The following is a 26,359-nucleotide window of genomic DNA, read 5'->3' on the forward strand; positions in this document are numbered from 1 at the left end:
CTTGCGCAGACCTGCCGCTGGTTCTGCATCATCATTTCCGTACCCCTCGTCATTCCCGTGCCTTTCGTTATCCCCGTGTCCTTCGTCATTCCCTCACCCCTGCGTCATTCCCGCGCAGAGCCTGCCCCCGCGAAGGCGGGGGCAGGAATCCAGGGTTCGGGCGACACGTTGCAATGACCTCACGATGACCCGCGCTGCGGATGTGCGGCGTTTCCCGCCGGCGCCGCCGCGTGATAACGCGCGATGCGCGCCGCGAGCGCGCGCGGCGATTCGGCATGCACGCGCGCACCCAGCATGAAGGCATCCTGCAGCAGCTGTGCGTGCGCGCCGCGCAGTCGCTGCATCAAGCTGTCACGGCGCAGGCGTCCGAGGCGCTGACTGCGCAAGCGGCGCACATGGATCTGCAGGACGCCGAGGTCGCGCCAGTGGCCGAGCATGCGCGCCAGGCGTTTGCGTTCGGCCACCTCGCCAGCCAAGACCTGCGGCCACGCAGCGCTGAGCAGTTCCAGTTGCAGTGCGTGCTCGCGCATGCGCCGGCGCCAGCGGTGCAGGCTGGCGTCGTCGGCGCGCTCACGCGCGGCATCATGCGCGGCGCGCGCCGCACGCGCGTTGCCGCGGCGCAGGCCACGCCAGAGCTGCGCGTGATCGATTCGGGGTTGCCAATCGGTCAAGGTCACGACGAGTGCTTGCAACGCCGCGCGGGCAACCAGCACATCCGCAACATGCCGATGTTCGCCGGCACGCACCTGACGCGCCAGCCGTTGCAGCAGCGCGGGATGGGCGCTGCCCAGCAAGGCAGGTTGCTGTTGCTGCAATTGCGCGAGGGTTTCCAGCAGCGCCTGCGCGTCGCGCAGCGCCGACAGCGCGCGTCCGGCGGCGCGCAACGGCTGCGCCAGCGTGTCGATGGCGAGAGCGGGCGGCAACAGCCGCAGCGCCGCGCGGCAGCGGCGCAGGGCGCGGCGCGCGTCGTGGATGGCGGTGCGGAATGCGCTGGCATCGCGCGGCGTCACCGCGAGCAGGCGCAGCGCGCTGTCCACCTCTAAGCGCATGACGCGCGCCAGTTCGGCGCCGGGATCGCGGTCGAGTCTGAGCACGAAGGCCATGCGCTTTGCGATTCCCGGCGAGGCAACCGTGCGAGCGTAGCGCAAGGCCGCGAGAGCGTGCTGCGCGGCGCATAATGCGGCGTCATTTCATCTGCCGGAGCCTGCGATGAGCACCTTCACCCGCCGCGATCCCAGCCGTCACATCCGCGCGCCGCGCGGGCCGCAGAAGACCTGCAAGAACTGGGTCATCGAGGCGGCCTACCGCATGATCCAGAATAACCTCGACGCCGAGGTGGCCGAGAATCCGGCCGAGCTGGTGGTCTATGGCGGCATCGGCCGCGCCGCGCGCAACTGGGAGTGCTTCGACGCGATCCTGCAGGCGCTGCGTGAGTTGAATGAGGACGAGACCCTGCTGGTGCAGTCGGGCAAACCGGTCGGCGTGTTCCGCACCCACACCGATGCGCCGCGCGTGCTGATCGCCAACTCCAATCTGGTGCCGCACTGGGCGACGTGGGAGCACTTCCACGAGCTCGACCGCAAGGGCCTGATGATGTTCGGGCAGATGACCGCGGGCTCGTGGATCTACATTGCCAGCCAGGGGATCGTGCAGGGCACCTACGAAACCTTCGTCGAATTGGGCAACCAGCATTACAACGGCAGCCTCGAGGGGCGCTGGATCCTCACCGCCGGGCTGGGTGGCATGGGCGCCGCGCAGCCGCTGGCGGCGAGCATGGCCGGCGCGTGCTCGCTCACCATCGAGTGCCAGCAGTCGCGCATCGACTTCCGCCTGCGCACGCGCTACGTGGACGAGCAGGCGGCCGACATCGACGACGCACTGGCGCGCATCGCGCGCTACACGCAGGCCGGCGCGGCCAAGTCCATCGCGCTGCTGGGCAATGCCGCCGAAGTGCTGCCCGAACTGGTGCGCCGCGGCGTGCGCCCGGACGCCGTCACCGACCAGACCAGCGCGCACGATCCGCTCAACGGCTACCTGCCGATCGGCTGGACGCTGGAACAGTGGGCCGAGCGCCGCGTCGCCGATCCCGAGGGCGTACGCGACGCGGCCAAGAAATCCATGCGCGTGCACGTCGAGGCGATGCTGGCGTTCAAGGATGCCGGCGTGCCGACCTTCGACTACGGCAACAACATCCGCCAGATGGCGCTGGACCAAGGCTGCGCGCGCGCCTTCGATTTCCCCGGTTTCGTGCCGGCGTACATGCGCCATCTGTTCTGCCGCGGCAAGGGGCCGTTTCGCTGGGTGGCGCTGTCGGGCGACCCGGAGGACATCCGCAAGACCGACGCCAAGGTGCGCGAGCTGCTGCCCGACGATGCGCACCTGCACCACTGGCTGGACATGGCCGGCGAGCGCATCGCGTTCCAGGGCCTGCCGGCGCGCATCTGCTGGGTGGGCCTGGGCGACCGCCACCGGCTGGGCCTGGCGTTCAACGCCATGGTGCGATCAGGCGAGCTGAAGGCGCCGATCGTGATCGGCCGCGACCATCTCGATTCCGGCAGCGTCGCCAGCCCCAACCGCGAGACCGAGGCCATGCGCGACGGCTCCGATGCCGTGTCCGACTGGCCGATCCTCAACTGCCTGCTCAACGCCGTCAGCGGCGCCAGCTGGGTCAGCTTCCACCACGGCGGCGGCGTCGGCATGGGCTACGCCCAGCACGCCGGCGTGGTGATCGTCTGCGATGGCAGCGTCGAGGCCGATGCGCGCATCGCGCGCGTGCTGTGGAACGATCCCGGCAGCGGCGTGATGCGCCACGCCGATGCCGGCTACCCCGATGCCATCGCCTGCGCGCGCGAGCGTGGGCTGAAACTGCCGATGCAGTCGGGCATGCGCTGAATCGCACCGCGCGGATGTGCCGCAAAGGAAGCATGAGTCCATGCCCGGAAAAAAATCTGTGCCAGTCGGCGCGATCGAGGCCGCCCCGGACCTGCGCGATACCGAGCTGAGAAAACTGGCCGGTGGCGCCGCGTTCGCACGTGGACGCGATTATTGGCGCATGCGGCGTATCCATATCGATGCGCAGTCGGCGGAGGCGCTGAGCGGCTGGGCGCAAGGCAGCCGCAGATACGCATTGTGGCTACGGCGCGAGGCTGCTGGCTGGCGCTGGGATTGCGCGTGCCCGGCCGCGGACGACGGCAGTTTCTGCAAGCATCTGGTGGCGGCGGCGCTCACGGCGCGCGAAGGTCTGTCTCCTGCGCAGCCGGAGTCCGACCGCGATGCGGACGAACCGGGTGCGGCGGTGCATTTGCGGCAACGGCCGGTCGTCGAAGCCGATGACTGCAGCGAGCGTGTCAAGGAAGTCGAACGCCTCGCCAGGGTCGAGCGTGCGCGTGACCTGACCACAGGCCCGGGGCAGGGAGATCAGCCGCGCACCCAGATGCCGTCCGCGGCATCGAATCTGGCGGCCTTTCTGCACGCGCAGCCGGCGCAATGCCTGGCCGGCTGGCTGCTGGAACTCGCCGCCGCGGACGACGCCATCGACAAGCGTCTGCGCCTGCATCAGGTGGCCGCCGATCCGGCGCAGCTCAAATCGGCCATGGGCAAGCTGCTGAGCCCGGGGGGATTTCTCGACTACCGTGGAGGTCTGCGCTACGCCCTGCGTCTCGATGGCCTGGTCGATGCGCTGCGGCAGCGCCTTGGCGAAGATCCGGCGCATGTGCGCGAGCTTTGTGCCGATGCACTGGCGCGGCTGTTCAAGGTCTATGCCAACAGCGATGATTCTGCGGGCGCCATCGGCGATCGCCTGGCTGATCTGGCCGCACTGCTGGTGCACAGCTGCGCCGCCTCGCCGCCGCCGCCAGCCTGGGCGAAGACCTTGCACAAGCTGCAGCGGGCCGATGGCTGGGGCCTGCTGCCGTTGAATGACTTCTGGGATGTGCTGGGCACGCAGGGGCAGTCCATCTACGCCAAGCGGGTGCTGGATGCGTTCGCGAGCTTGCCACCGCCCGACGAGCACAGCCGTTACGAGCCCGAGGTATTCGCTACCTGCCGCATGACCGAGGCGCTGGCGCGTGCCAGCGGTGATTTCGATCTGCTGCAACGCGTGTTGCGTCGTGATTTGCGCTACCCGGTGCAGTACCTGGCAGTGCTGGCCAGTTTGCGCGCGGCGGACCGTGCCCGCGAAGCACAGGCGTGGTGCGAGGCGGCGGTAAGGAAATTTCCGCGGGATGCCGATCTACGCGAAGCGCTGGCCGAGTGTCTGCAGGATGCTGGGCTGGAAGACGAGGCGCTGCTGCAATCCTGGCAGGCGTTCGAGTTGCACCCGGCCGCGACGCGTTGGGATGCCTTGAAGCGGCGCGCTGCGGAGGCCTGGCCAGAGTGGCGCGCGCGCGCGCTGGCTCATGTCGCCGCGCTGTCGCATCACTCGGCCACGCAGCACATCGGATTGTTGCTGCATGACGGCGACCTTGCCGCAGCGCAGGCGTTGGCCGCCGACAGTGCGGTGATGTCCGTCAGGCTGGTCGAACTGGCGCGCGCCCTGCAATCCGCGCAGCCCGAAGCGGCCGGGGCACTGTACCTGCGCGCGGTCGAGGCGGATCTGCCACAGGCCGGCGCCACGCACTATGCAGGGCTGGTCAGCCTGCTGCAGCGCGCGTCGCGACTGTTGCCCGAGGCGCGCTGGCAGCCTGCGCTCGCGCGCATCAAGCTCGAATATGCGCGCCGCCCCAAGTTGATGGCGCTATTGCGCGAGGCCGGCCTGTAGCGCACCGCGCCTGACGCGCGCAGGTCGTTGTATCAGGCGTGCAACACCCACATGCGCGCACCTGCATACAGCCGCGCCGCGCCCTAGCATGGCCCGCGCGCCGCGCTACGGCGGCGGGAGCACGCATCATGCGCCCACGCACTTCGTCCCGATCGATGATGGCCATGCTTGCAGCGGTCATCGCACTGACCTTGGCTTCGTCCAGCGCCGTCAGCGACACTCCGCCCGCAGCCAGCGCCGCGCAACAGGCCGCAATGCAGGCATGGGAGCGCGCGGCGGCCATCGGCCCGCAGCATCGGCAACTGCACTGGTTCAAGGGCCGCTGGAAGGAGCACATCCAGATGTGGATGGAACCCGGCCAGCCGCCCAGGATCGAGCAAGGCGTGGCCGAGGTGCGGCCGGTGCTGGGCGGACGCTTCATGGAAATGCGCCACCGTGGCCAGTTCATGGGCAAGCCGATGCAGGGTCTGGGCTACAGCGGTTACGACAACCTCAGCGGCCGCTATACCGACATCTGGATGGACGAAGGCTCCACTGCGATTTTTGTGAGCCACGGCGACTACGACGCGGCCAGCAAGACCTGGACCTACCGTGGCCAGATGCGCGACCCGGCGCAGCCCGGTGCGCTGATTCCGGTGCGCCAGGTGGTGCGCATCACCGGTCCGCGCAGCTACGTGTTCGAGTGGTACGAAACGCGCGCCGGGCAGGAAAGCAAAACCATGCAGATCGACTACACGCGGCTGTGAACTTCATTCCCATGGGAGGTCGTGCCATGAACAAGCAATACCGAGTCGTGCGTGCACTGGTGCTGGGCGCGCTGCTGATGATCCCGGTCCTGTTGATCGCCGCGCCGTCGCCAACGGGCAAGCCCGGCAGCATCGAGCGCGGGCGCTATGTGGTGAAGATCGCCGGCTGCAACGATTGCCACACGCCTGCCTATGCCATGCGCGATGGCCAGGTGCCCGAGCGCGACTGGCTGACCGGCGACAGCCTCGGCTGGAGCGGCCCCTGGGGCACGACCTACGCCAGCAATCTGCGCCTGAAACTGGCTGAGTTGAGCGAAACGCAGTGGCTGCACCTGGCACGCACCGCGCGCTACCGCCCGCCGATGCCGTGGTTCAACCTGCATGCGATGAGCGACGGCGACCTGCGCGCGGTGTATCGCTATGTGCGCCACCTCGGGCCGGCCGGCGTTGCGGCGCCGGCCTATGTGCCGCCCGGCGGCGCGGTGGCGACGGCGGTGGTGCAGTTTCCAGGGCCGCCGCCCGCGCAGTAGGCAGCGCCCGCTTGTGCCAACCCGGTGGCGCACGTCCGCGTCATGCCAGTGGCTCTCGTCGTCCAGCGCACGCGAGAGGAAATTCGTGAAGTGCACGACATCCGGTGGTCCGAGGAGAATGGAAATGACTGAAGCCAATCGCATCAAATATCTGCGTATCGCCCTGGTGCTGGTGGGGCTTACCTTCACTTTCGGAATCTGGCCGCTTGGCATCCTCTGGCCTTCCGGCTGGTCGTGGCATGCGGGGGGACGCTCGTACTATTACGAAATGATCGTGACCATTTACGCAACGCTGGGGATCTTCCTGATTCTGGCCGCGCGCGATCCCCTGGCAAACCGCAGCCTGATCTGGTTCACCGTTTGGTCCAGCGTCGCGCACGGCGGGGTCATGGCCGTGCAGTCGTTCGACGGCGACCACAATATGGGACACCTCGCGGGGGACGTATTGGCTCTATTCGCAGTGGCGGCGGTGCTCGCACTGCTTGCACCTCGTGGAGCCCGAACCGTGGCGCGGTAGCCTTGGCAATCGTCACCGGCAGGGCGACCGGCTCTCCGGCGCGGAGCCCGGAGCGCTCGCGCTGAGCCGGATCGCCTCGACAACCCGGGGACGGTCGACGCGAGGCCATCGCCGTCGCTTCCCGAAGTCGCTGGATCCCCGCCCCCGCCTTCGCGGGGGCAGGCTCTGCGCGGGGATGACGAGCTGACTTGCGCGAGCAGGACGAGCCGGAACGGCCTGGCCGTTCGCTCGAAGAATCGCGTCTTGTTGAATGCGCATCGATATGACGCCACGCGGCGCAGGCGCTACCCTCGCGCTTTGCATCCTGGGCTGGCGCGCGCATGAAGTTCGATTTCCCACCCGTCACCGGCGCGCTGATCGTGTCCTGTGTGGTGATTTTCCTGCTGCAGCATTACGGCGGCTACAACGACAGCCTGATCGCGCACTTCGCGCTGTGGCCGTTCGGTCACGAGCAGGCGCAGATGGCCAGCGGGCGCATCATCACCGTGGGCTTCGAGCCGTGGCAACTGATCACCTTCGCGTTTCTGCATGGTGGCTGGCTGCATATCCTGTTCAACATGTGGGCGTTGTTCCTGTTCGGGCCGCCCATCGAGCGCCTGTTCGGCGCCAGCAAGTACCTGCTGTACTACACCGTGTGCACGGTGCTGGCGGCACTGGCGCAACTGCTGGTGGTGAAGTTTTTCACCGGCGGTTTTTATCCGACCATCGGCGCGTCCGGCGGCATCTTCGGCTTGCTGCTGGCGTTCGGCATGCTGTACCCCAATGTGCGCCTGATGCTGCTGTTCCCGCCCATCCCGGTGCCGGCGTGGCTGTTCGTGATCGGCTATGGCGCGCTGGAACTGGTGCTGGGTGTCACCGGCACCGAGGCGGGCGTGGCGCATTTCGCGCACCTGGGTGGCATGTTCGGTGGCCTGTTGCTGATCCAGTATTGGCGCGGACGCCTGCCGCTGAAGCCGCAGCAGCGTCTGCTGCGCTGAGCGGCGCGCACCGCGCGCTTACTTCAAGGTCAGAAAATCCAGGCTGACCACGAAGCGCGTGGCATCCAGACGCAGGCGCGAGCTGCCCAGCGCGGTGGCGAGCGCGTCGCGCTGCGCGCGCAGGCCGTCCAGTTCGTCCGCGCGCACCGACGGGTTGACCCGGCGCAAAGCCTGCAGTCGCGTGATCTCGGCATCGAGGCGGGCGCCCATGCGCGCCTGCGCGGCTGCGGCGAGCGCATCCGCCTGCGCGCGCGCGAGTTGCTGCGCGCGCTCCAGCATGGGCGGCACCAGGCGGCCGAGGAACTTGCGGTAGCGCGCGACGTCCAGCGGTTTTTCGCTGGCGCGGCGCAACGCATTGTCGGCCGGCGCAAACACCTCGCGTTCGCTCAGCTTGCTGTCGATGCTGATCAGTAGCGGTGTCGGCGGCAGGAAGCGGTCGACATCGAGCGTGCGCGCGGCCACGCATTCGAGCACGAACACGGCTTGCAGCACCGCGCTGCGCGCGGGCAGGGTGTCGTCGACCAGAAAACTGGCGTTGCCCAGCTCGCTGCCCAGCAGCAGGTCGAGCGCGCCCTGCAGCAGCGGGTGGTCCAGACGCAACAGCGCCAGCTCCTCGCGCGCCAGGGCCACGTCGCGCTGAAACGTCGCGCGCAGCGGGCCGTTCTTGAGCTCGGGCAGGGCATCGGTAGTCAGGTATTCGGGATCCAGCAGCACGCTGCCGTCCTCGAAGGCATCGTGGTGCACGCCGTAGTGTTCCAGCAGGCGCAATGCGAAATCGGCTTGCGCGGTGTCGCTGTCCTCGGCCTGCAGCGCGTGCAGCAAGGCCTGCGCGGGCGCGGCGCGCTGTGCGGCCAGCTCGAGCAGGCGGTCGCGGCCGTGTTCGATGGCCGCGCACGATTCGATGTGCGCAGCGCGCGTTTCGGCGATCAGCGCGTCGAGCTCGAGATCGGCGTCCTCGGCGCCGCGTGCGTGCGCCAGCGCCAGCTCGCGCAGCGTCGTACCGAAACGGCGCAACAGCGCGCGGCCGTCGGGCGGGCTGCTGCGGAATGCATCGCAGCCTTCGTCGTACCAGCGCGCCAGCGCATGCTGGGCACTGCCCTGCAGGGCGTGGTGGTGGATCTGGATCGTCTGCGTCTGGCCGATGCGGTCGAGGCGACCGATGCGCTGCTCGAGCAGGTCCGGGTCCAGCGGCAGATCCCACAACACCAGGTGATGCGCGAACTGGAAATTGCGGCCCTCCGAGCCGATCTCCGAGCACAGCAACAGGCGCGCGCCATCGGGCGCGGCGAACCACGCCGCGGCACGGTCGCGCTGCAGCAGTCCCAGGCTTTCGTGGAAGCGCGCCACGCCGATGCCGGAGCGCAGGCGCAGCGCGGCTTCCAGCGCCAGTACCTTGGCCTCGCTGTGGCACAGCAGCAGGAATTTCTCGCCGGGGTGGTCGTCGAGCAGTCCCAGCAACCAGTCGAGGCGCGCATCGCGCGTGTAGTCGAACGCCAGCGTCGCGGGCGCGTGCTGGGTGTCGGCGCTGAACTCGGCCAGCAGGCGCTGACGCGCATCATCGTCGTCGCCATCCGCGACCAATACGCGTCGCGGCTGGCGCGGCGCGAAGCCACCGATGCTGGCGCGGCGATGGCGGAACATCACGCGGCCGGTGCCGTGGCGGTCGATCAGTGCATCCAGCAGGCGCTGTGCGGCGCCGGCCTCTGGGTAGGCATCCAGCGCAGCAAGCGAGTCGGGATCATCGGCCAGCCATGCTGCCAAGCGTGCGTGCTGCGCGGCATCCAGCGTCGCGCCGTTTTCGAGGTGCAACGCCAGCGTCGAGCGCGCCGGATAGTCGGCGGTTTCGGCGAGCCAGGCATCAAGGCTGGCATAGCGCGCCGGATCGAGCAGGCGCAGGCGCGCGAAGTGGCCCTCGCGGCCCAATTGCTCGGGCGTGGCGGTGAGCAGCAGCAGGCCTGGCGTGGCCGCGGCCAGGTGCTCCACCAGCGCGTAGCGCGGGCTGATCCGGGTTGGCGTCCACTCCAGGTGATGCGCCTCGTCCACCACCAGCAGGTCCCAGCCGGCCGCGAGCAGTTGTTCCTGGCGCCGCGGGTGCGCCTCCAGCCAGGCCAGCGCGGCGAGGACGCATTGTTCATCGGCGAACGGGTTGCGCGCATCGCCGGCGGACTCGATTGCCTCGCAGCGCTCCTCGTCGTACAGCGCGAAGCTCAGGTTGAAGCGCCGCAGCAGCTCGACGAACCACTGCGACAGCAGGGTTTCCGGCAGCAGCACCAGCACGCGCGCGGCGCGCCCGCTGGCCAGCAAACGCGCCACGATCATGCCGGCTTCGATGGTCTTGCCGAGGCCGGCTTCATCCGCCAGCAACAGGCGTGGCGCGAGACGCGCGTCGGCCGCCTCGGCCACGCGCAACTGGTGCGGCAACGCAGCGATGCGCGCGCTGGCCAGGCCCCAGCATGCGCTGGCGCGCGCGTGCTGGCGGCGCTGCAGGGCCTCGAGACGCAACGTGAAGGCGCGCGGCGCATCCACGCGTCCGGCCATCAGGCGCTCGTCGGCCTGCGACACCGGCTGTTCGTCGTCGAGTTCGCCCTCGTGCATCTGCATGCCGTCGCCGGAGTACACCAGCAGGCCGTCGCGCATTTCCACGCGTTCGATCACCAGGTTGCGGCCCTTGCCGGCGATGCGCTGGCCGACGCGGAATTCGGCGCGCACGAACGGCGCGCTCTCGCGCGCGTACTGGCGCAGCACGCCGCTCCTGGCGAACAGCATCTGCACGCTGCGCGCATCGATGCGCAGCACGGTGGCCAGGCCGAGTTCGGGTTCGGCGGAGGAAATCCAGCGTTGGCCGGGGGTGAGTTCCATGGGAGCACGTGGAGAGGGGAGCGCGATTATCCGCGCGTGCCGCGCCGCAGCGCCAGCGCGGCGGCGGCCGCCTTGTAAAACGATCGTATGCGCGTGTCACTTGCGATGCGGCGCGCGGCGTCCGCATGATGATGCCCGTGTGATGCCACGGAGCGGGGTCGGTCATGCATGTCAGCACGTATCTCATCATCGCGGCGTTCGCGGCGCTGGTGCTGTTTCGCCTGTATCGACGCGGGCGCAAGCTGATCGGCGAGCAGGCCTATGCAGAGAAAACCATGCGCCGCCGACTGGTGGTGCTGGCCGTGGTGCTGGTTTTGCTGCTGTTCGACGACTGGAATCTTGCGCACGCCGCGCTGGCGCATGCGGGGTCCGCACTGTTGCTGGCGGCGGCGTACCTGGTGGTCGGCATCGCCGGCGGCGCGGTGTTGGGCATTTGGGCCGTGCGCCTGACGCACCTGCGCTGGCACGACGGCGCGCTGAAGCTGCGCGGGCACGTGTATATCGGCCCGGCGATTCTGGCCCTGTACGTGCTGCGCCTGATCTATCGCTTCTGGCTGATGCGGCACCTGGGCCTGATGAACGCGGCGGCCTACGATCCTGCGCATGCCATGGTCATGCAGCGCGAGATGGCCGAGTACGTGCTCAATCCGGTCAGCTCGTTGCTGCGCGGACTGGTGTTTGCCTACTACTTCACCTACTACCCGCTGCTGATGCGCCGCGCGCGCGCGATGCAATCTGCGGCACCGCTGGCGGCGGCCGCTCAGCCGTAGTTGAGCGCCACGATCGGATCGAGCTGCGCCGCGCGCGCGGCGGGTGCGATGCCGAAGACCAGTCCCACCGCGGTGGAGAAGCCGATGGCCAGCAGCGCCGCCCACAGTGGCACGCTGGCGCCGCCGAAGGCCGGTACGAAGTGCAGTACCAACAGGCCGACGCCATAGCCCAGGATCAGCCCGATCAGCCCGCCCAGCAGCGACAACGTCGCCGCCTCGATGAGGAACTGCAGCAGGATGTCGCTGCGCGTGGCGCCGAGACTTTTGAGGATGCCGATCTCGCGCGTGCGCTCGGTCACCGACACCAGCATGATGTTCATGATGCCGATGCCGCCGACCAGCAGCGAGATGCCGACGATGGCGCTGGCGATCAGGGTGATGTTGGTGAGGATGGCGTTGAAGCTGGCCATCAGTTGCGCCGCGGTGCCCACCTTGAAGTTGTCGGCTGCGCCAGGCTTGAGGTGGTGCAGCCGGCGCAACAGGGTTTCGATGCGGCCCTTGACGGCATCGAGATCGGCGCCCCTGGCCAGCTTGATCTCGATGGCGATATTGGGCACGGCGGTATTGCCCAGCAGCGCCAGGCCGGTGCCGTAGGGGATGATGATCTGATTGTCGCGGTCCTGCCCGAACATCGAGCCGAGCTTGTGCTGCTCGCCGACGATGCGGAACCAGTTGCCGTCGATCTGGATGAACTGGCCGACCGGATCGCCATGCATGTGCAGGTGCTGCAGCACGGTGCGCCCGATCACGGCCACGTGGCGGTGACGCAGGTTGTCCTCGCGGGTGATGAAGCGCCCGCGGCTGGGCCAGTAACCGAACGACTCGGCCAGCGCGGCCGTGCCCGCGATCACCGAGGTGCCGGTGCTCTGGCCGTGGCGCGTCGCCGTCAGGTTCAGCGGCAGGATCGGCGAAATGCTGGCGATATGCGGCACCTGCGCGGCGATCGCGCGCATATCGCCCGGCGTGACCTTGGCCACCTTGCCTTCCATCAGCTCCTGCAGCGGCAGGTAGGACTGCACGATCAGCGTGTCGCTGCCCAGCCCGGCGAACTGGTTGTTGATCGCCTGGGTCAAGCCTTGCAGCAGCGCGATCACCGCCACCACCGCGGCCACGCCGATGACGATACCCAGCGTGGTCAGCACGCTGCGCAGCGTGTTGGCGCGGATCGCGGTGAGGGCCGAGCGCAGGCTTTCGCTGAGCAGATACATGGCAGTCACTCGTAGCGCAGCGCGTCGATGGGATCGAGCGCGGCGGCCTTGGCGGCCGGCGCGATGCCGAACACCAGGCCCACCGTCGCGGTGAAGCCCAGCGCCAGGGCGATGATCCACCCCGGCACGATCGCGCCGGACAGCGCAGGCACCAGGTGCGCGACCAGCACGGCCAGACCCAAACCCAGCACCAGCCCGATCAGACCGCCCAGCAGCGACAGCAGCAGCGCCTCGAGGATGAACTGCAGCAGGATGTCGCCGCGCGTGGCGCCGAGCGATTTCTGGATGCCGATCTCACGCGTACGCTCGGTCACCGACACCAGCAGCACGTTCATGATGCCGACGCCGCCGACCAGCAGGGCGATGCCGACGATGCCGGCCACCACCAGGGTGATCATGTCGAATACCTTGGTCAGCGCCTTGATCAGCTCGCCCGAAGACTGGATCTTGAAGTCGTCGTCCTGTCCCGGCTGCAGATGGTGCTGACGGCGCAACACGCGCGTGATCTGCGCCTCGACTTGCTGCAGGTCCTGCGCCCGCGCGAGCTGCAGCCGGATGCTGATGTCCGGCGGTGTACTGCGTCCGCTCAGGCTCACGCCGGTATTGAACGGGATATAGATCTGGTTGTCCTGATTGAACACGCCGAGCAGCGTGCCAAGCTTGTTGAGCACGCCGACCACCTTGAACCAGCCGCCGAACATCTGGATGTAGTGGCCCTCGGGATGCGCGGGCAGCCCCAGATTCTTGATCACCTCCTCGCCGATCACCGCCACCGGCCGACGCGAGGTGTCGTCGCCCGGCACGATGAAGCGCCCCTGCGCCGGGTACTGCACGCCGCCACGCGCGAAGGCGGGCGTGGTGGCGGTGATGCTGCTCGCGGTGCTGCGATTGCCGTAGCGCACCGCGCCGCTGAACAGCGCCATCGACAGCACCGGCACCACGTCATGGATGCCGCGCACCTGCTGGCGGATGGCGACCAGGTCGTCCGGCGTCAAGCGCGCCTGGCGCCCGGCCAGCGCGGCGCGCCGTGTCTCATAGGGCACGATGATCAGGCCGTTGCTGCCCAGGCTCTTGAACTGCGCGGTGATGGTTTGGGCGAAACCCTGCAGCACCGCCACCACCACGATCACCGCGGCCACGCCGATGACCATGCCCAGCACCGTCAGCGCGGCGCGCAGCAGGTGCGCACGGATCGCGCCCCAGGCCGCGCGCAGGGCTTCCAGCAGGCGCATCAGCCGCTGCTCGGCGCGGAGCTGCGCTGCGTATCGCTGAGCACGCGGCCGTCGCGCAGCGTGACGGTACGGTGCGCGTGCGCGGCCACCTCGGCATCGTGCGTCACCAGCACGATGGTGTTGCCGGCCTCGTGCAGCGCCGCGAACATCGCCATGATCTCGCGCGCGGTGCTGGAATCGAGATTGCCGGTGGGCTCATCGGCGAGCAGGATCGAGGGCGTGCCGACCAGCGCGCGCGCGATCGCCACGCGCTGACGTTGGCCGCCGGAGAGCTGGTTGGGCAGGTGGTCGAGGCGCTGGCCCAGGCCCACGCGCTGCAATGCCTCGGTGGCCAGACGGCGGCGTTCGCGGTAGGACACGCCGCGGTACACCAACGGCTGCATCACGTTGTGCAGGGCATCGGCGCGGCCGAGCAGGTTGAAGTTCTGGAACACGAAGCCGATCTCGCGGTTGCGGATGCGCGCCAGTTGCGAGTCATCGAGCTCCTCGACGTTCCTGCCGTTGAGAAAGTAGGTGCCGGCGCTGGGACGGTCCAGGCAGCCGACGATGTTCATCAGCGTGGTCTTGCCCGAGCCCGATGGCCCGATAAAGGCCACGTATTCATTGCGCACGATGCCCAGGTCCACGTCCTGCAGCGCGTGCACGTCGGTGTCGCCCATGCGGTAGCGCTTGCTGATGCCGCGCAACTCCAGCAGCAGCGCCGTGTCCATGGCGGGCAGGGCGCTCATGACGCGCGGACGGTGATACTGCCGGAGTCCTTCGGCGCGGCCGCCGCGGGCTTGGGCTTCTCGATCTGCACCGCTTCGCCCGCAGTGAGTGCATGCAGGGTCTGGTAGGGGCCGCTGACGACTTGCTCGCCCGCTTGCAAACCCTTGCTGATCGCCTGCCAAGTGTCGCTGGACAAGCCCGTGGTCACCGGCGCCTTCTGCACCTTGCCGTTTTTCACCACGAACACGTAGGCGCCACTGTCGGCATCAAGACTCTTGGTGCCGGGTGTGTTGTCGTACAGCACCGCCTGCACCGGCACCGCCAGCGCGTTGGGCGCGCTGCGCGTGAAGATCTCGGCGCGGCAGCTCATGCCCGGCAAAATGTGCGGCAGGTCTTTGCCCTGCAGCGCGATCTTGACCTCGAAGTTGCGCCCCGCCGTGGCCGTGGTCAGGTTTTGCGTCACCGAGGAGGCGATGAAGATGACCTTGCCCTTGAGCTTGGCGTGCGGAAACGATACCGCGTGCAGGTCGGCCTCGGTGCCCGGCTTGACGTGCGCGATGTCGGCCTCGTCCACCTGCACGTCGGCGATGATCTCGGCGGGATTGGCAATGCTCATCAGCGTCGAGCCGGGGATGTTGGTGCCGGCGATCACGGTCTCGCCCACCTTCACCGGCAGGCGCGTGACCACGCCGTCGATCGGCGTGCGGATCACCGTCTTGGCCAGCGTCTCCTGCGCCTGACTGAGCTGTGCCTGCGCGATGCTCAGTGACTCGCGCTGCGATTGCAGTTGCACGCGCGCGATGGCCAGCGTGTTCTGCAGGTTATCGAAACTGTTGGCATCCACCAGGCCACGCTTGAACAGCGCGCGCTGCCGCGCCACCTGCTGCTCGAGGTTGACCATGGTCAGGCGTTGGCTTTCGATCGCCGTCTGCGCCTGCTGCACGCTGGCCTGCGCCTGCTGCACGGCGGCCTCGTACACGCGCGGATCGAGGCGCAGCACCACTTCGCCCGCGGTCACGCGCTGGCCCTCCTTGACCGGGATCGCGATGATGCGCCCGATCACCTGCGGCTTCAGCTCCACCGGATCGAGGTAATTCATCACCCCGCCGGCGAGGATCGAGCTGCGCACCAGGCGCGGCTCGACCTTGCTCACCTCGACCTTGGTGCCGGCGTCGCGATGTCCGGCGACGCCGATCAGCACCAGGATCACGCCGGCGGCGAGGATGCCCGCCGCGATCAGTCCCTTGCGTTTGCCGGTCATGTCAGAAGAACACCTTGAAGGCGGCCATCAGGCCGTAAAAAATCACCAGTGGCGCGATCACCACCAGCGCGGCGTGGCCGGCGCCGCGCTTGGTCCAGCGCGCCAGGCCGAAGATCGACAGCGCGATCACCCAGATCGAGATCGGCGAGAAGCCGGACACCATCGAGGCCCATTTGTCAGTGGCCGGCAGATGGAACAGCAGCGCATTGAAGCTGAGCACGTCCACGTCCTGGAAGCTGGTCGCGGCATGGCCGCGCAGCAGGAACACCACGGTCGAGATGATCGGCGCCAGGATGCCGGGAAAGCCGCTCCACACCGCGAAGCTGAACCAGCTGCCGAAGCCTTGCTCGTTCCAGCCCGCCAGTTTGCCGATCAGGAAGAAGTACAGCGCGAAGATCAGATAGACGACCGGTATGCCGATGAGGCTGCCGAACACGCCGGTGGCCATCAGGAACATCGGGCTCTGGAACTTGGCCGTGGCCTGCATCTGCGCGGGCGTCAGTTGCTGGTGTTGTGCCGCCATCTGCTGCGCGAACATGGCCTTGGCATCGGCATGGCTGAAGAAGATCACGCTCATCGCGATCGATGCCACGACCATCAGGATCAACGGCCACCACAGCCAGCGATTGTGGCCTCTGATGTCGTCGTAGGCCTTGCCTGGATCGACGAAGATGTTGCCCAGCGTGGCGAATGGCGATGCGTTGCTGCTGCTCATGATGACGACTCCTTGTGATGGTGGCGACGAAACGGTGCAGACACCGCGCACGGCATCCAGCACGGATGCATCCGGCCACGCCGGAGCGCGCTGCGACGATGCAGACAAGCGGTGCGGATGGCGCTTTCTCCCTGTGCCTTCACCCTGGCGGCGAGCGCGCGCATGCCGCGCGCACCAACGCCCACTGCACCGACAGACCGCGCCCGGCGGCAAAGATTCCCTTGCAAAGGCCGCGCGGGGGAAGTGACAGACGTCATGCGGTAGTCCTTCAGCGCTGGAGGAACGGATGCGGGCGACGCTGGAAGGCGCGCCAGTCGCGTGAAGCTCGCAATATCATGAAGGCGCTCAGCAAAGCCCACGCCAGCATCAGCGCGCGCGTGATCCAGATGGCCTGCGCCTCACCGAACATCCCTGCTGTGATGCCTGAGCCCTCCATCAGGGTCAGCACGACCAGCAATACGAGCGGGATCTTTAGGGCCAGCCTCAGTGCGATGCGTCGCAAATCGAGCCTATCGTCCGCACGCTGAGCCAGGATGTGCAGTGCGCTGCACCCGAACCAGCCGATGCTGGCAATGCCAAGCACCAGTATGCCCAGCGTGACCTTCAGCGGCGCAGCCAACAAAAGGGCAGGCAGCATCAGGCTTGCAGTGAACAGGCCGATGAAGGTCACGACTGGGCCGAATGAGGCCAGCAGCAAGTTTCGCCTTACAGCATCGGAGGTTCCGAGGCCGGGCAGCATGGACAATTCGGCGATTTCTCCGCCGCGTTTGAGAGTGAATAGGACATACAGCCGCGACTGCCCCTGGAACGACATGATCATGAAAGCTGGTATGACCAGCCATACGCCAATCCAGACGGCCCAGGATGCCCAGTGCAACCACGCGGCGATCATGAAGGTGGCGCCGGCCATCAGCCAATACGAACCGTAGCCGAGGAGTTCGCCTTTGGCTGTCAGGGAAGCGAAGGGCTGCCCCAACCACGCGCGCAGGGTTTGCGCGGGATTGCGCGATGCATCCACAGGCACGAAGCGATGGCGCATAGGCGCGCGTATTTGTCTGGCTTCGAGAGTGCGCACGATCGACTGCGGTGCCAGCAAGCTGCCATCGGCGATGCGCATGATCACGGGCAACTTCCTGCATGGCAGGGTGCTGATGTCAAGCACCAGCAGTTCGCGCCAGCGCAGAACGGCATAGACGACCAGCAACGCATCGAGTGTCCACAACAGCGGAACGACGGTGGGATTGCTGCCAGCGATCAGAAACTGCATACCGCCGAATTGGGCGGCCGGCATCCCGATGGCGAGCCACACTGGACCAGTCGCCCAGTGCAGAGCCGCCAAACAGGCGAAGCAGACCATCGCCAGCGCCAGCGCATCGGGCTTCGCCGCCAACATCAAGGCCAACAGAGGCAAGCCAGGCAGCAGTGCAACGCAAAGCGTGAGCGACCCCGCCAGCACGGCCTTGGCCCGCGGCACGCGCATGTGCCGCAATGCGCGGTGCCACAGCAGCAAACGTGGCACCACCAACGCCCAGGCGAACGATGCCGCGATGCCGATCACATAGGCGGCTGTACGCGTCTGCTGCGGGCTGTCCGAAGTCGGCATCAGCACAGTGACGAGCACAACCAGCAGCGTTAGCAGCAGGCAAGTCCACAACAGCCAGGGTTTGTTGTGAATCACTAGCTGCCAGGACTGCCTCAGTACCTGCGCGTTCATTCGGCGATCTCCACGAACAGGTCTTCGAGGCCCAGGGTTTCCCGGCGGGCGCCCGGGGTCTTGACCGCTTCGGGCCAGCGGCCGTCGGCGCTTTCCAGCACCAGCGACCAGCCGCCGAAGGCGTTCTGCGGGCGGCGCGCGATCTCGCCGGCGATGTGCGGCGGCGATGCGCTGCCGGGGATCCACAGGCGCGCATAGCGTTCCTTCAAGTCGTCCATCGGCGCCTGCAGCAGCAGGCGGCCGTTGTGCAGAAAGGCCACGTGCGAGGCCACGCGTTCGAGGTCGCTGACGATGTGCGTGGAGAACAGCACCGAGGTGCCGGATTCGCCGGCGCGCAGCGCGATCTCGCGCAGCAGTTCGCGGCGCGCGACCGGGTCCAGCGCGGCGGCGGGTTCGTCCAGCACCAGCAGGCGCGGGCGCACCGCCAGCGCGCGGATCAGCGCGGCCTGCTGGCGCTCGCCGGGCGACAGCTTGGCCAGCGCGCGGTCGCGCGGCAGGCGCGTGCGCTCGAGCTGCGCCTCGACGAAGTCCTGGTCCCAGTTCGGGTAGTAGCCGCGCAGCAGGGCGAACATCTCGTCGATGCGCAGCCAGCCCAGCGCGTCGGGTTGCTGCGGTACGTAGCCCAGTTGTTCCTTGGCGCGGTCGCTTATGGCCAGCGCCGGGTCGCCCAGCACCGTGGCGCTGCCGGCATCGAGCTCGATCAGGCCCATCAGCGCGCGGATCAGCGTGGACTTGCCCGCGCCGTTGCGGCCGATCAGGCCCAGCACCGCGCCTTCGGGCAGGTCGAAATCGACATCGCGCAGCACTTGCGTGCTGCCGTAGCACTTGCGCAGGCCGCTGGCGGACAGCGGCGAAGCGGCGTGGGCGGCGGTGTTGACCATGGCATTCACGTTGCATCCTCCAGAAGTTGATCCAGCCGGCGCAGCACGCGGCTGGCCGGCAGTTCCAGCTCGCGCGCGGCGCGCGCGAGGTCTTGCAAACGTGGTTCCAGCAGACTCATGCGCGCGGCCTCGGGGCGCGCGCGGCGCGCGCTTTTGGCGACCGCCATGCCGGTGCCGCGCAGGCGCTCGAGCAGGCCTTCGCCTTCGAGCAGGCTGTAGGCGCGCGACACGGTCATCGGGTTGATGGCGTGGAAGCCGGCCACCTCGCGCACCGAGGGCAGCAGCTCGCCCGGCGGCAGTTGTCCGCCGGCGATCATGCGGCGCACCTGCTCGACGATCTGGCGGTAGATCGGTTCGGGCGCGCCGGGGGCGATGGTCAGCAATGAGGCATCCATGTGTATCAATACAACAATACACATGGGCGCTTGTCAAGTGCCCACGCGGCAACGGATTGCCGGGCCGGTCCGCGGCGCGCGCGCAGCTTGCGCATGGCCTTTTGCGGTTGCGCGGGTGCGCCTGACGCGCCCGCCCGGCACGGCGTCGCACGCCGTGCGATGCGAGTGACTATCCTTGCGCGCATCCCTTCAGACGATTCCCGCGCATGGCCGCTGCCAACGACCCCCTCGTCACGACACTGCTGCAGTTGCTGCCTGGCGATGGCGGCAGCCTGGGCAACGAGACCTTGCGCCGGCGCCTGTCCGAGAGGCTCGGCCACGAAGTCGATGATCCGGCGTACGCGGCCGCGCGCGATGCACTGGTCGCCGCCGGCGTGGTGGAGAAGGGTCGCGGCCGCGGTGGCTCGCTGCGCCTCGCCGCGGCCACGCGCGCCGATCTGCAACGCGTCGCCGATTCCCCGGCCGTGTACCGCGGTGATGCGTCTGGCACCCTGGCACCGGCCGTTGCCGCGCGCGATGCCGGCGCCGCCCCACGTCGCGGCCGTGCCGCGCGCAACGCCGACGACGGCGCCACCGTCGGCTTCGAGGCGCAGCTCTGGGCCGCCGCCGACGCGCTGCGCAACAACATGGACGCCGCCGAGTACAAGCACGTCGTCCTCGGCCTGATCTTCCTCAAGTACATCTCCGACGCCTTCGCGGAACGCCACGCCCAGCTCGAGGCCGAGCGCGCGCAGGGCGCCGATCCCGAGGATCCCGACGAGTACCGCCGCGACGCCATTTTCTGGGTGCCGCCGGAAGCGCGCTGGCCACACCTCAAGGCGCAGGCCCGGCAGCCCGGCATCGGCCAGCTCGTGGACGACGCCATGGCCGGCATCGAGCGCGACAACCCCGCGCTCAAGGGCGTGCTGCCCAAGGACTACGCGCGGCCCGCGCTGGACAAGGCGCGCCTCGGCCAGTTGATCGATCTGATCAGCAACATCAAGGTCGGCGATGAGGCCAGCCGCGCCAAGGATGTGCTGGGCCGCGTGTACGAGTATTTCCTGTCGCAGTTCGCCGGCGCCGAGGGCAAGAAGGGCGGCGAGTTCTACACCCCGCGCTGCGTGGTCAAGCTGCTGGTCGAGATGATCGAGCCCTGGCACGGCCGCGTTTATGACCCCTGCTGCGGATCGTCCGGCATGTTCGTGCAGTCGGTGGAATTCATCCGCGCGCACGCCAACGGCAACGGCAATGGCGGCAAGGCCAAAGCCGACATCAGCATCTACGGTCAGGAGAGCAACTACACCACCTGGCGGCTGGCGCAGATGAACCTCGCCATCCGCGGCATCGACGGCCAGATCGCGCAGGGCGACACCTTCCACAGCGATCGCTTTCCCGATCTGAAGGCCGACTTCATCCTCGCCAATCCGCCGTTCAACATCTCCGACTGGGGCGGCGAGCGCCTGCGCGACGATCCGCGCTGGCGCTACGGCACGCCGCCTCCCGGCAACGCCAACTTCGGCTGGGTGCAGCACATGGTCCACCACCTGGCGCCCGCGGGCGTGGCGGGTTTCGTGCTGGCCAACGGCAGCATGAGCAGCAACCAGTCCGGCGAAGGCGAGATCCGCAAGGCCCTGGTCGAGGCCGACTTGGTCGACTGCATGATCGCCCTGCCGGGGCAACTGTTCTACTCGACGCAGATCCCGGCCTGCCTGTGGTTTCTGCGCCGCGATCGCTCGGGCCGTCATTCCCGCGAAGGCGGGAATCCAGCGCAGACCCCCGACCGTCGCGGGCAGGTGCTGTTCATCGACGCGCGCAAGCTCGGCCGCATGGTCGATCGCACCCACCGCGAACTGACCGACGCCGACATCGCCCGCATCGCCGGCACCTACCACGCCTGGCGCGGTGAGCCACTTGAAAGTCGTCATTCCCGCGCAGGCGGGAATCCCGTGTCGTACGCGGACATCCCCGGCTACTGCAAATCCGCCGCGCTGGAGGACATCCGTAAACACGGCCACGTGCTCACCCCCGGCCGCTACGTCGGCGCCGAGGCGCAGGAAGTCGATGGCGAGCCCTTCGCCGACAAGATGCAGCGCCTCGCCGCGCAACTGCGCGAGCAGCAGGCCGAGGCGACAAAGCTCGATGCTGCCATCGCCGCCAATCTGGCCGCGCTGGGCTACACCGCGGACTAGCTTGTTAACGTAGACTGGCATTCGTTTTAACAGTGCGCGGCGTTATTGACGGCTGCGCGAACAGGCGACGCGATGCAGCGAGGACCGACCGGACGCTACGAAGTCACCACCACGGCCGGCGAGACCGTGCGCGCGTTCGTGCCCGCGCCGCTGCCGCCGGTGCCGCCGCTGGACCTGGCCGGCGCGCGCCAGCGGCGACTGGAACAGGCCCTGCTGGCCTGCGGGCGCCTCGATGCCGTCACCGCGCTGCTGCCCGAGCCCGATCTGTTCTTGTACGCCTACGTGCGCCGCGAAGCCGTGCTGTCCTCGCAGATCGAGGGCACGCAATCGTCGCTGTCCGATCTGCTGCTGTTCGAGCTCGACGAGGCGCCGGGGGTGCCCTTCGATGACGTGGTGGAGGTGTCCAACTACGTCGCCGCGCTGGAGCACGGTCTGGCGCGCCTGCGCGAGGGCTTCCCGCTGTCCAACCGCCTGCTGCGCGAAGTGCACGGCAAGCTGCTCGCGCGCGGGCGCGGCGCCGACAAGCTGCCGGGCGAATTCCGCCGCTCGCAAAACTGGATCGGCGGCACGCGTCCCGGCAATGCCCGCCACGTGCCGCCACCCGCGCAGGACATCGCCAACTGCATGGCGGCGCTGGAGCGCTTCATCCACGCCGAGGCCGATGGCCTGCCCATCCTCGTCAAGGCCGCGCTGGCGCACGTGCAATTTGAAACCATCCATCCCTTTCTCGACGGCAACGGGCGCGTCGGGCGCCTGCTGATCGCGCTGATGCTGGCCGATGCCGGCGTGCTCGCGCAGCCGCTGCTGTACCTGAGCCTGTACTTCAAGCAGCACCGCGCCGAGTACTACCGCCAGCTCGATGCCGTGCGCCGCGACGGCGACTGGGAAGCCTGGGTGGATTTTTTCCTCGAAGGCGTGGGGCAAACCGCCGCCGGCGCCGTGGACACCGCGCACCGGCTGCTGGCCCTGTTTGCCGACGATGCCGCGAAAGCGCGCGACCTCGGCCGCGCCGCCGCCAACACCTTGCGCGTGTTCGACGCGCTGCGCGCGCGGCCCATCGCCTCCATCAACGACCTCAGCCGCCGCACCGCGGTGAGCTATCCCACCGTGGCCCGCGCCATCGAGGCACTGGCCGCGCTGGGTATCGTGCGCGAGCTCACCGGCCGCAAGCGCGACCGCGTGTTCGCCTACGACCGCTATCTGGCCGTGCTCAACGAAGGCGCGGAGCCGCTGTGAGCGCCATGCTGCCGGCCCGTGGTAGCGAGCGTCGCGCGCGCAGTGCAGCGGTTGCTGCCGCCCGCCATGAGCAGCAGGCGCATGGCGCATGGCGGGTCGCTGCGAAACAGGGGGAGATTGGGTATGGCGGGTGAGTGGCGCGAACGTCCACTGGGTGAGCTGACTGACAACTTCGACGGCGTCCGTGTGCCCGTGAAAGAAGCGGACCGACGCGCTGGTCTCTATCCGTACTACGGCGCTTCTGGGGTCGTGGACCACGTCGACGACTATTTATTCGACGGCGAGTACCTGCTCATCGCCGAGGATGGGGAGAACCTGCGAACGAGAAATACACCGGTCGCATTCGTCGCCCGCGGCAAGTTTTGGGTGAACAACCACGCCCACATAGTGCGTGGCAACTGCGAAGCCGATACGCGCTTCCTGATGTATGCGTTGTCGACAGCGGACATCGCTGGATACCTGACCGGCTCGACGATGCCGAAGTTGACTCAGGGCAACTTGAACCGGATTCCGTTGCTCATACCACCACTCGACGAACAGCGCGCCATCGCCCACATCCTCGGCACGCTGGACGACAAGATCGAACTCAACCGGCGCATGAGCGAGACGCTCGAAGCCATGGCGCGCGCGCTGTTCAAGGCGTGGTTCGTGGACTTCGAGCCCGTGCGCGCCAAGGCCCATCTCCCCTCTCCCCCCGGGAGACGACCAACGGAAGTCCCCAAGGGGCGACCAACGGAAGTCCCCAAGGGAGGGGACGGGGGTGAGGGTTCGGCCTGGCCGCAACACATCCTCGACCTCTTCCCCGACCACCTCGTCGACTCCGAACTCGGCGCGATTCCGCAGGGGTGGGAGGTGCGCAGTCTTGACCAGATTGCACGCTTCCTCAACGGGCTCGCGCTGCAGAAGTTTCCGCCGAGCGGTGAGCACTCGCTACCTGTCATCAAGATCGCGCAACTGCGTGCAGGTAACACGATCGGCGCCGATAGGGCCAGTTCAAATCTTGAACGCGACTACATCGTCCAAGATGGTGACATCCTGTTTTCGTGGTCCGGCTCGCTGGAATGCGTGCTGTGGGCTGGCGGTCCGGGAGCGTTGAATCAGCATCTCTTCAAGGTCACATCGGACACCTTTCCGAAGTGGTTCTGTTACCTCGGCATCCACCTGCATCTCGACGACTTCCGCCAGATTGCCGCAGGCAAGGCGACAACGATGGGTCACATCCAGCGGCATCATCTGACCGATGCGAAACTCGCGGTTCCACCGATGGCATTGCTGCGCGCCGCGGATCTCGTGATGGCCCCAATGATCGACGACATCTGGCGGTTGAGCGTGCAGTCCCGCACCCTCGCCACCCTGCGCGACACCCTGCTGCCCAAACTGATCTCCGGCGAGCTGCGTGTGCCTGATGCCGAAGGATTGGTGGAGGGTACGCAATGAGCTGGTACGTGAGCACCACTTTTTGGACTGGCGCCGCCGCGGTCTTTACCGCGGTGATGGCAGGGTTCACAGGTTGGTCAGTTGTGGCGAGTCAGAGGCAACAGCGCAGGGCGCTGCAACAGAGCGAACAACATCATCAGGATGGCTTTCGGCCCGTGCTCGTGCTCGCGCCTTCAGACGATGCTATTCCATTGGATCGATCCAAGCTTCTGAAGCTTGTTCCGACCAATTCGGGTGCAACCGAGCGCACGTACATCATCGCCTGTTTGCTCACCAACATCGGCGTTGGTCCAGCGCTGAACGTGCACTTGCTGCTTCGCATGAGGGGAATCGACGGGTACGGCATCAGCCGCGAGCTCACCCCGGTTTCCGCCGGTTTGTTGGGAAGCAGGGGCGAATCAGACGGCAGCATTCGGGTGACATTTAAACCGCACGACGGTTTCAATGACGTGGACGTGCAGCTTTCCACGGGTGATCCGTGGGAGCTACTGCTTGAGTACGAGGACGTGTTCGGCAACCGCTTTCATACGATCCACAGCAAAATCCCGTTGCAGCCGTGGACGGTGTGCGGCAAGGGACCGGCACCGCTTGGAGTCGATCCTGCTGTGGCCAATGAGAGGTTGCGCGCTACAAGCGCAGGCCTCAGCGATCATCGCGATGACACTGGTTATCCATGAGGTGCGCGAAGGAGCCGAACAGGTTTCGGAGCGTGATCCTGGGCGCGCGCGTGATCAAGCAGCACGACATCATGCCGATAGTCGCATCGACTCGGTGATGACGCACGATAGCCAGCGACAGCATCTGTTCGGCGCGGAGCTTGCCGTTCCGCCGACGGCATGGGCGCATGCGGTGGATGTCGTCATTGCCCCTATGATTGACAACATCGGGCGACCGGGCATGCAGTTCCGTACTCGCGCCGCTTTCCGCGACGCCCTGTTGCGCAAGCTCGCCTCCGGCGCGTTCCGGGTAGAACACTCCGAAGATCCGATTGAGGAATCGCCATGACCAGCCCGCAGGCACGGCGCCATGCGCCGGCGCGCATCGAATATCTCAAGGTGCAGAACTTCCGCGCGTTGCGCGAGGTGGAGTTCAAGGACCTCACGCCGCTCACCGTGCTGCTGGGGCCCAACGGCAGCGGCAAGTCCACGGTGTTCGACGTGTTCGCGTTTCTGGCCGAATGCTTCGAGATGGGCCTGCGTCGCGCCTGGGACAAACGCGGGCGCGCCAAGGAGCTCAGGACACGTGGATGCGACGGGCCAGTATCCATTGAGATCAAGTACCGTGAGCCCAGCTATCCGCTGATTACCTATCACCTTGCCGTCGATGAGCGCAACGGCGCCCCAGTAGTGGTTGAGGAGTGGCTGCGCTGGAAACGCGGCAGTCACGGGCAACCCTTCCGTTTTCTCGATTACCACGAGGGCCATGGCCGAGCCGTCAGCGGTGATCTGCCGGACGAGCAGGATCGCCGTGTCGAGGTTCCGCTCAAATCCGCCGACCTGCTCGCGGTCAACGCGCTCGGCCAGTTTGCCGAGCATCCGCGTGTGGCCGCGCTGCGCGAGTTCATCACCGGCTGGCATGTGTCCTACCTCTCGGCGGAGAGCGCGCGCGGCCAACCCGAAGCCGGACCGCAGGAACGATTGACCAAAACCGGGGACAACATCGCCAATGTCATCCAGTACCTCGCTGAGCGCTACCCCGCACGGCTGGATGAGATTTTCGCCGTGTTGCGGCAGCGCGTGCCGCGCATCGAGCGTGTGCTGGCCGAAACCATGCCCGACGGTCGCCTGCTGTTGCAGATCAAGGATGCGCCCTTCAGCCATCCCGTGCTGGCCAAGTTCGCCTCCGACGGCACGCTGAAGATGCTGGCCTATCTCGTGCTGCTCTACGACCCGACCCCGCCGCCTTTCATCGGTATCGAGGAGCCGGAAAATTTCCTGCATCCGCGCCTGCTGCCGGAACTCGCCGAAGAGTGCCGTGCCGCCAGCGAGCGCACGCAGTTGCTGGTCACGACCCATTCGCCGTTTTTTCTCAATGCCCTGCGAGCGGAGGAAGTGCGCGTGCTCTGGCGCGACGAGCATGGCTATACCCAGACGCAGCGTGCTGCGGATTTGCAGGGCGTGCCCGAGTTTGTCGAACACGGCGCCCAGCTGGGACAACTGTGGATGGAGGGCCAGCTCGGCGTCGGCGATCCGCTGGTCAACCAGGGGGCGCCGGCGCGCGTATTGCGGGGGCGGGGCCGATGACGG

Annotated in this window: 23 protein-coding genes; 13 read left to right on the forward strand and 10 right to left on the reverse strand. The window is 67.5% G+C overall.

Annotation, left to right across the window (positions count from 1 at the left end):
• Positions 1-179 precede the first annotated feature (179 nt).
• Complete coding sequence (locus tag Mschef_RS07880; RefSeq protein ID WP_081127266.1) at positions 180-1,103, reverse strand: CHAD domain-containing protein; 924 nt, start codon at positions 1,101-1,103, stop codon at positions 180-182.
• 106 nt (positions 1,104-1,209) lie between these two features.
• Here Mschef_RS07880 and hutU point away from each other — a divergent pair, with 106 nt between their 5' ends.
• The 6 genes from hutU (at position 1,210) to Mschef_RS07910 (ending at position 7,529) form a co-directional block, all read left to right on the forward strand.
• A complete protein-coding gene (gene hutU, locus Mschef_RS07885) occupies positions 1,210-2,892 on the forward strand; it encodes a urocanate hydratase (protein WP_081127267.1) in 1,683 nt (560 codons plus the stop codon).
• 40 nt (positions 2,893-2,932) lie between these two features.
• On the forward strand, positions 2,933-4,759 hold the full coding sequence (locus tag Mschef_RS07890; RefSeq protein WP_136256338.1) for an SWIM zinc finger family protein: 1,827 nt from the start codon (positions 2,933-2,935) through the stop codon (positions 4,757-4,759).
• A gap of 128 nt (positions 4,760-4,887) precedes the next feature.
• Entirely contained in the window at positions 4,888-5,505 is a 618-nt protein-coding gene (locus Mschef_RS07895) for a DUF1579 domain-containing protein (protein WP_081127269.1), read from the forward strand.
• A 26-nt stretch (positions 5,506-5,531) separates the two neighbouring features.
• Entirely contained in the window at positions 5,532-6,035 is a 504-nt protein-coding gene (locus Mschef_RS07900; protein WP_081127270.1) for a cytochrome C, read from the forward strand.
• A 124-nt stretch (positions 6,036-6,159) separates the two neighbouring features.
• Positions 6,160-6,552, forward strand: coding sequence for a DUF6632 domain-containing protein (locus tag Mschef_RS07905; RefSeq protein ID WP_081129915.1), 393 nt, complete (start codon positions 6,160-6,162; stop codon positions 6,550-6,552).
• Between the two features lie 320 nt (positions 6,553-6,872).
• A complete protein-coding gene (locus tag Mschef_RS07910) occupies positions 6,873-7,529 on the forward strand; it encodes a rhomboid family intramembrane serine protease (RefSeq protein ID WP_081127271.1) in 657 nt (218 codons plus the stop codon).
• Positions 7,530-7,547: 18 nt separating this feature from the next.
• Here Mschef_RS07910 and rapA read toward each other — a convergent pair whose 3' ends face one another.
• Positions 7,548-10,388: an RNA polymerase-associated protein RapA gene (gene rapA, locus Mschef_RS07915; protein ID WP_081127272.1), complete on the reverse strand. Its 2,841-nt coding sequence runs from the start codon at positions 10,386-10,388 to the stop codon at positions 7,548-7,550.
• A gap of 164 nt (positions 10,389-10,552) precedes the next feature.
• Here rapA and Mschef_RS07920 point away from each other — a divergent pair, with 164 nt between their 5' ends.
• The gene (locus Mschef_RS07920) at positions 10,553-11,158 is read left to right on the forward strand and encodes a CcdC protein domain-containing protein (protein WP_081127273.1); all 606 of its coding nucleotides are present in this window, start codon (positions 10,553-10,555) and stop codon (positions 11,156-11,158) included.
• Here the strand turns inward: Mschef_RS07920 and Mschef_RS07925 are convergent.
• From Mschef_RS07925 to Mschef_RS07960, 8 genes are all read right to left on the reverse strand, one after another.
• Positions 11,149-12,366, reverse strand: coding sequence for an ABC transporter permease (locus tag Mschef_RS07925; protein WP_081127274.1), 1,218 nt, complete (start codon positions 12,364-12,366; stop codon positions 11,149-11,151). The genes Mschef_RS07920 and Mschef_RS07925 overlap by 10 nt on opposite strands.
• A 5-nt stretch (positions 12,367-12,371) precedes the next feature.
• Positions 12,372-13,598, reverse strand: coding sequence for an ABC transporter permease (locus Mschef_RS07930; RefSeq protein ID WP_081127275.1), 1,227 nt, complete (start codon positions 13,596-13,598; stop codon positions 12,372-12,374).
• Positions 13,598-14,326: an ABC transporter ATP-binding protein gene (locus Mschef_RS07935; RefSeq protein WP_242426494.1), complete on the reverse strand. Its 729-nt coding sequence runs from the start codon at positions 14,324-14,326 to the stop codon at positions 13,598-13,600. Before Mschef_RS07935 ends, Mschef_RS07930 begins: the two co-directional genes overlap by 1 nt.
• A complete protein-coding gene (locus Mschef_RS07940) occupies positions 14,323-15,567 on the reverse strand; it encodes an efflux RND transporter periplasmic adaptor subunit (protein ID WP_081127276.1) in 1,245 nt (414 codons plus the stop codon). Before Mschef_RS07940 ends, Mschef_RS07935 begins: the two co-directional genes overlap by 4 nt.
• 1 nt (position 15,568) lies before the next feature.
• Positions 15,569-16,282, reverse strand: coding sequence for a YIP1 family protein (locus Mschef_RS07945; RefSeq protein ID WP_081127277.1), 714 nt, complete (start codon positions 16,280-16,282; stop codon positions 15,569-15,571).
• A 268-nt stretch (positions 16,283-16,550) separates the two neighbouring features.
• Complete coding sequence (locus tag Mschef_RS17225) at positions 16,551-17,405, reverse strand: hypothetical protein (protein ID WP_136256339.1); 855 nt, start codon at positions 17,403-17,405, stop codon at positions 16,551-16,553.
• 587 nt (positions 17,406-17,992) lie between these two features.
• On the reverse strand, positions 17,993-18,877 hold the full coding sequence (locus tag Mschef_RS07955; protein ID WP_136256354.1) for an ATP-binding cassette domain-containing protein: 885 nt from the start codon (positions 18,875-18,877) through the stop codon (positions 17,993-17,995).
• 5 nt (positions 18,878-18,882) lie between these two features.
• Positions 18,883-19,272, reverse strand: coding sequence for a GntR family transcriptional regulator (locus Mschef_RS07960; protein ID WP_081127280.1), 390 nt, complete (start codon positions 19,270-19,272; stop codon positions 18,883-18,885).
• Between the two features lie 206 nt (positions 19,273-19,478).
• Here Mschef_RS07960 and Mschef_RS07965 point away from each other — a divergent pair, with 206 nt between their 5' ends.
• The 6 genes from Mschef_RS07965 (at position 19,479) to Mschef_RS07990 (ending at position 26,356) form a co-directional block, all read left to right on the forward strand.
• The gene (locus Mschef_RS07965) at positions 19,479-21,440 is read left to right on the forward strand and encodes a class I SAM-dependent DNA methyltransferase (RefSeq protein ID WP_197686761.1); all 1,962 of its coding nucleotides are present in this window, start codon (positions 19,479-19,481) and stop codon (positions 21,438-21,440) included.
• Positions 21,441-21,512: 72 nt separating this feature from the next.
• Complete coding sequence (locus Mschef_RS07970; RefSeq protein WP_081127281.1) at positions 21,513-22,676, forward strand: Fic family protein; 1,164 nt, start codon at positions 21,513-21,515, stop codon at positions 22,674-22,676.
• Positions 22,677-22,799: 123 nt separating this feature from the next.
• Entirely contained in the window at positions 22,800-24,113 is a 1,314-nt protein-coding gene (locus tag Mschef_RS07975) for a restriction endonuclease subunit S (RefSeq protein ID WP_081127282.1), read from the forward strand.
• Positions 24,110-24,790 (forward strand): hypothetical protein, encoded by a 681-nt coding sequence (locus tag Mschef_RS07980; protein WP_081127283.1) that lies wholly within the window; start codon positions 24,110-24,112, stop codon positions 24,788-24,790. Before Mschef_RS07975 ends, Mschef_RS07980 begins: the two co-directional genes overlap by 4 nt.
• Positions 24,771-25,118, forward strand: coding sequence for a hypothetical protein (locus Mschef_RS07985; protein WP_136256340.1), 348 nt, complete (start codon positions 24,771-24,773; stop codon positions 25,116-25,118). Before Mschef_RS07980 ends, Mschef_RS07985 begins: the two co-directional genes overlap by 20 nt.
• Positions 25,115-26,356 (forward strand): AAA family ATPase, encoded by a 1,242-nt coding sequence (locus tag Mschef_RS07990; RefSeq protein WP_081127285.1) that lies wholly within the window; start codon positions 25,115-25,117, stop codon positions 26,354-26,356. Before Mschef_RS07985 ends, Mschef_RS07990 begins: the two co-directional genes overlap by 4 nt.
• The last annotated feature ends 3 nt before the right edge of the window (positions 26,357-26,359 follow it).

The sequence above is a fragment of the Metallibacterium scheffleri genome, assembly GCF_002077135.1.
Lineage (GTDB): Bacteria > Pseudomonadota > Gammaproteobacteria > Xanthomonadales > Rhodanobacteraceae > Metallibacterium > Metallibacterium scheffleri.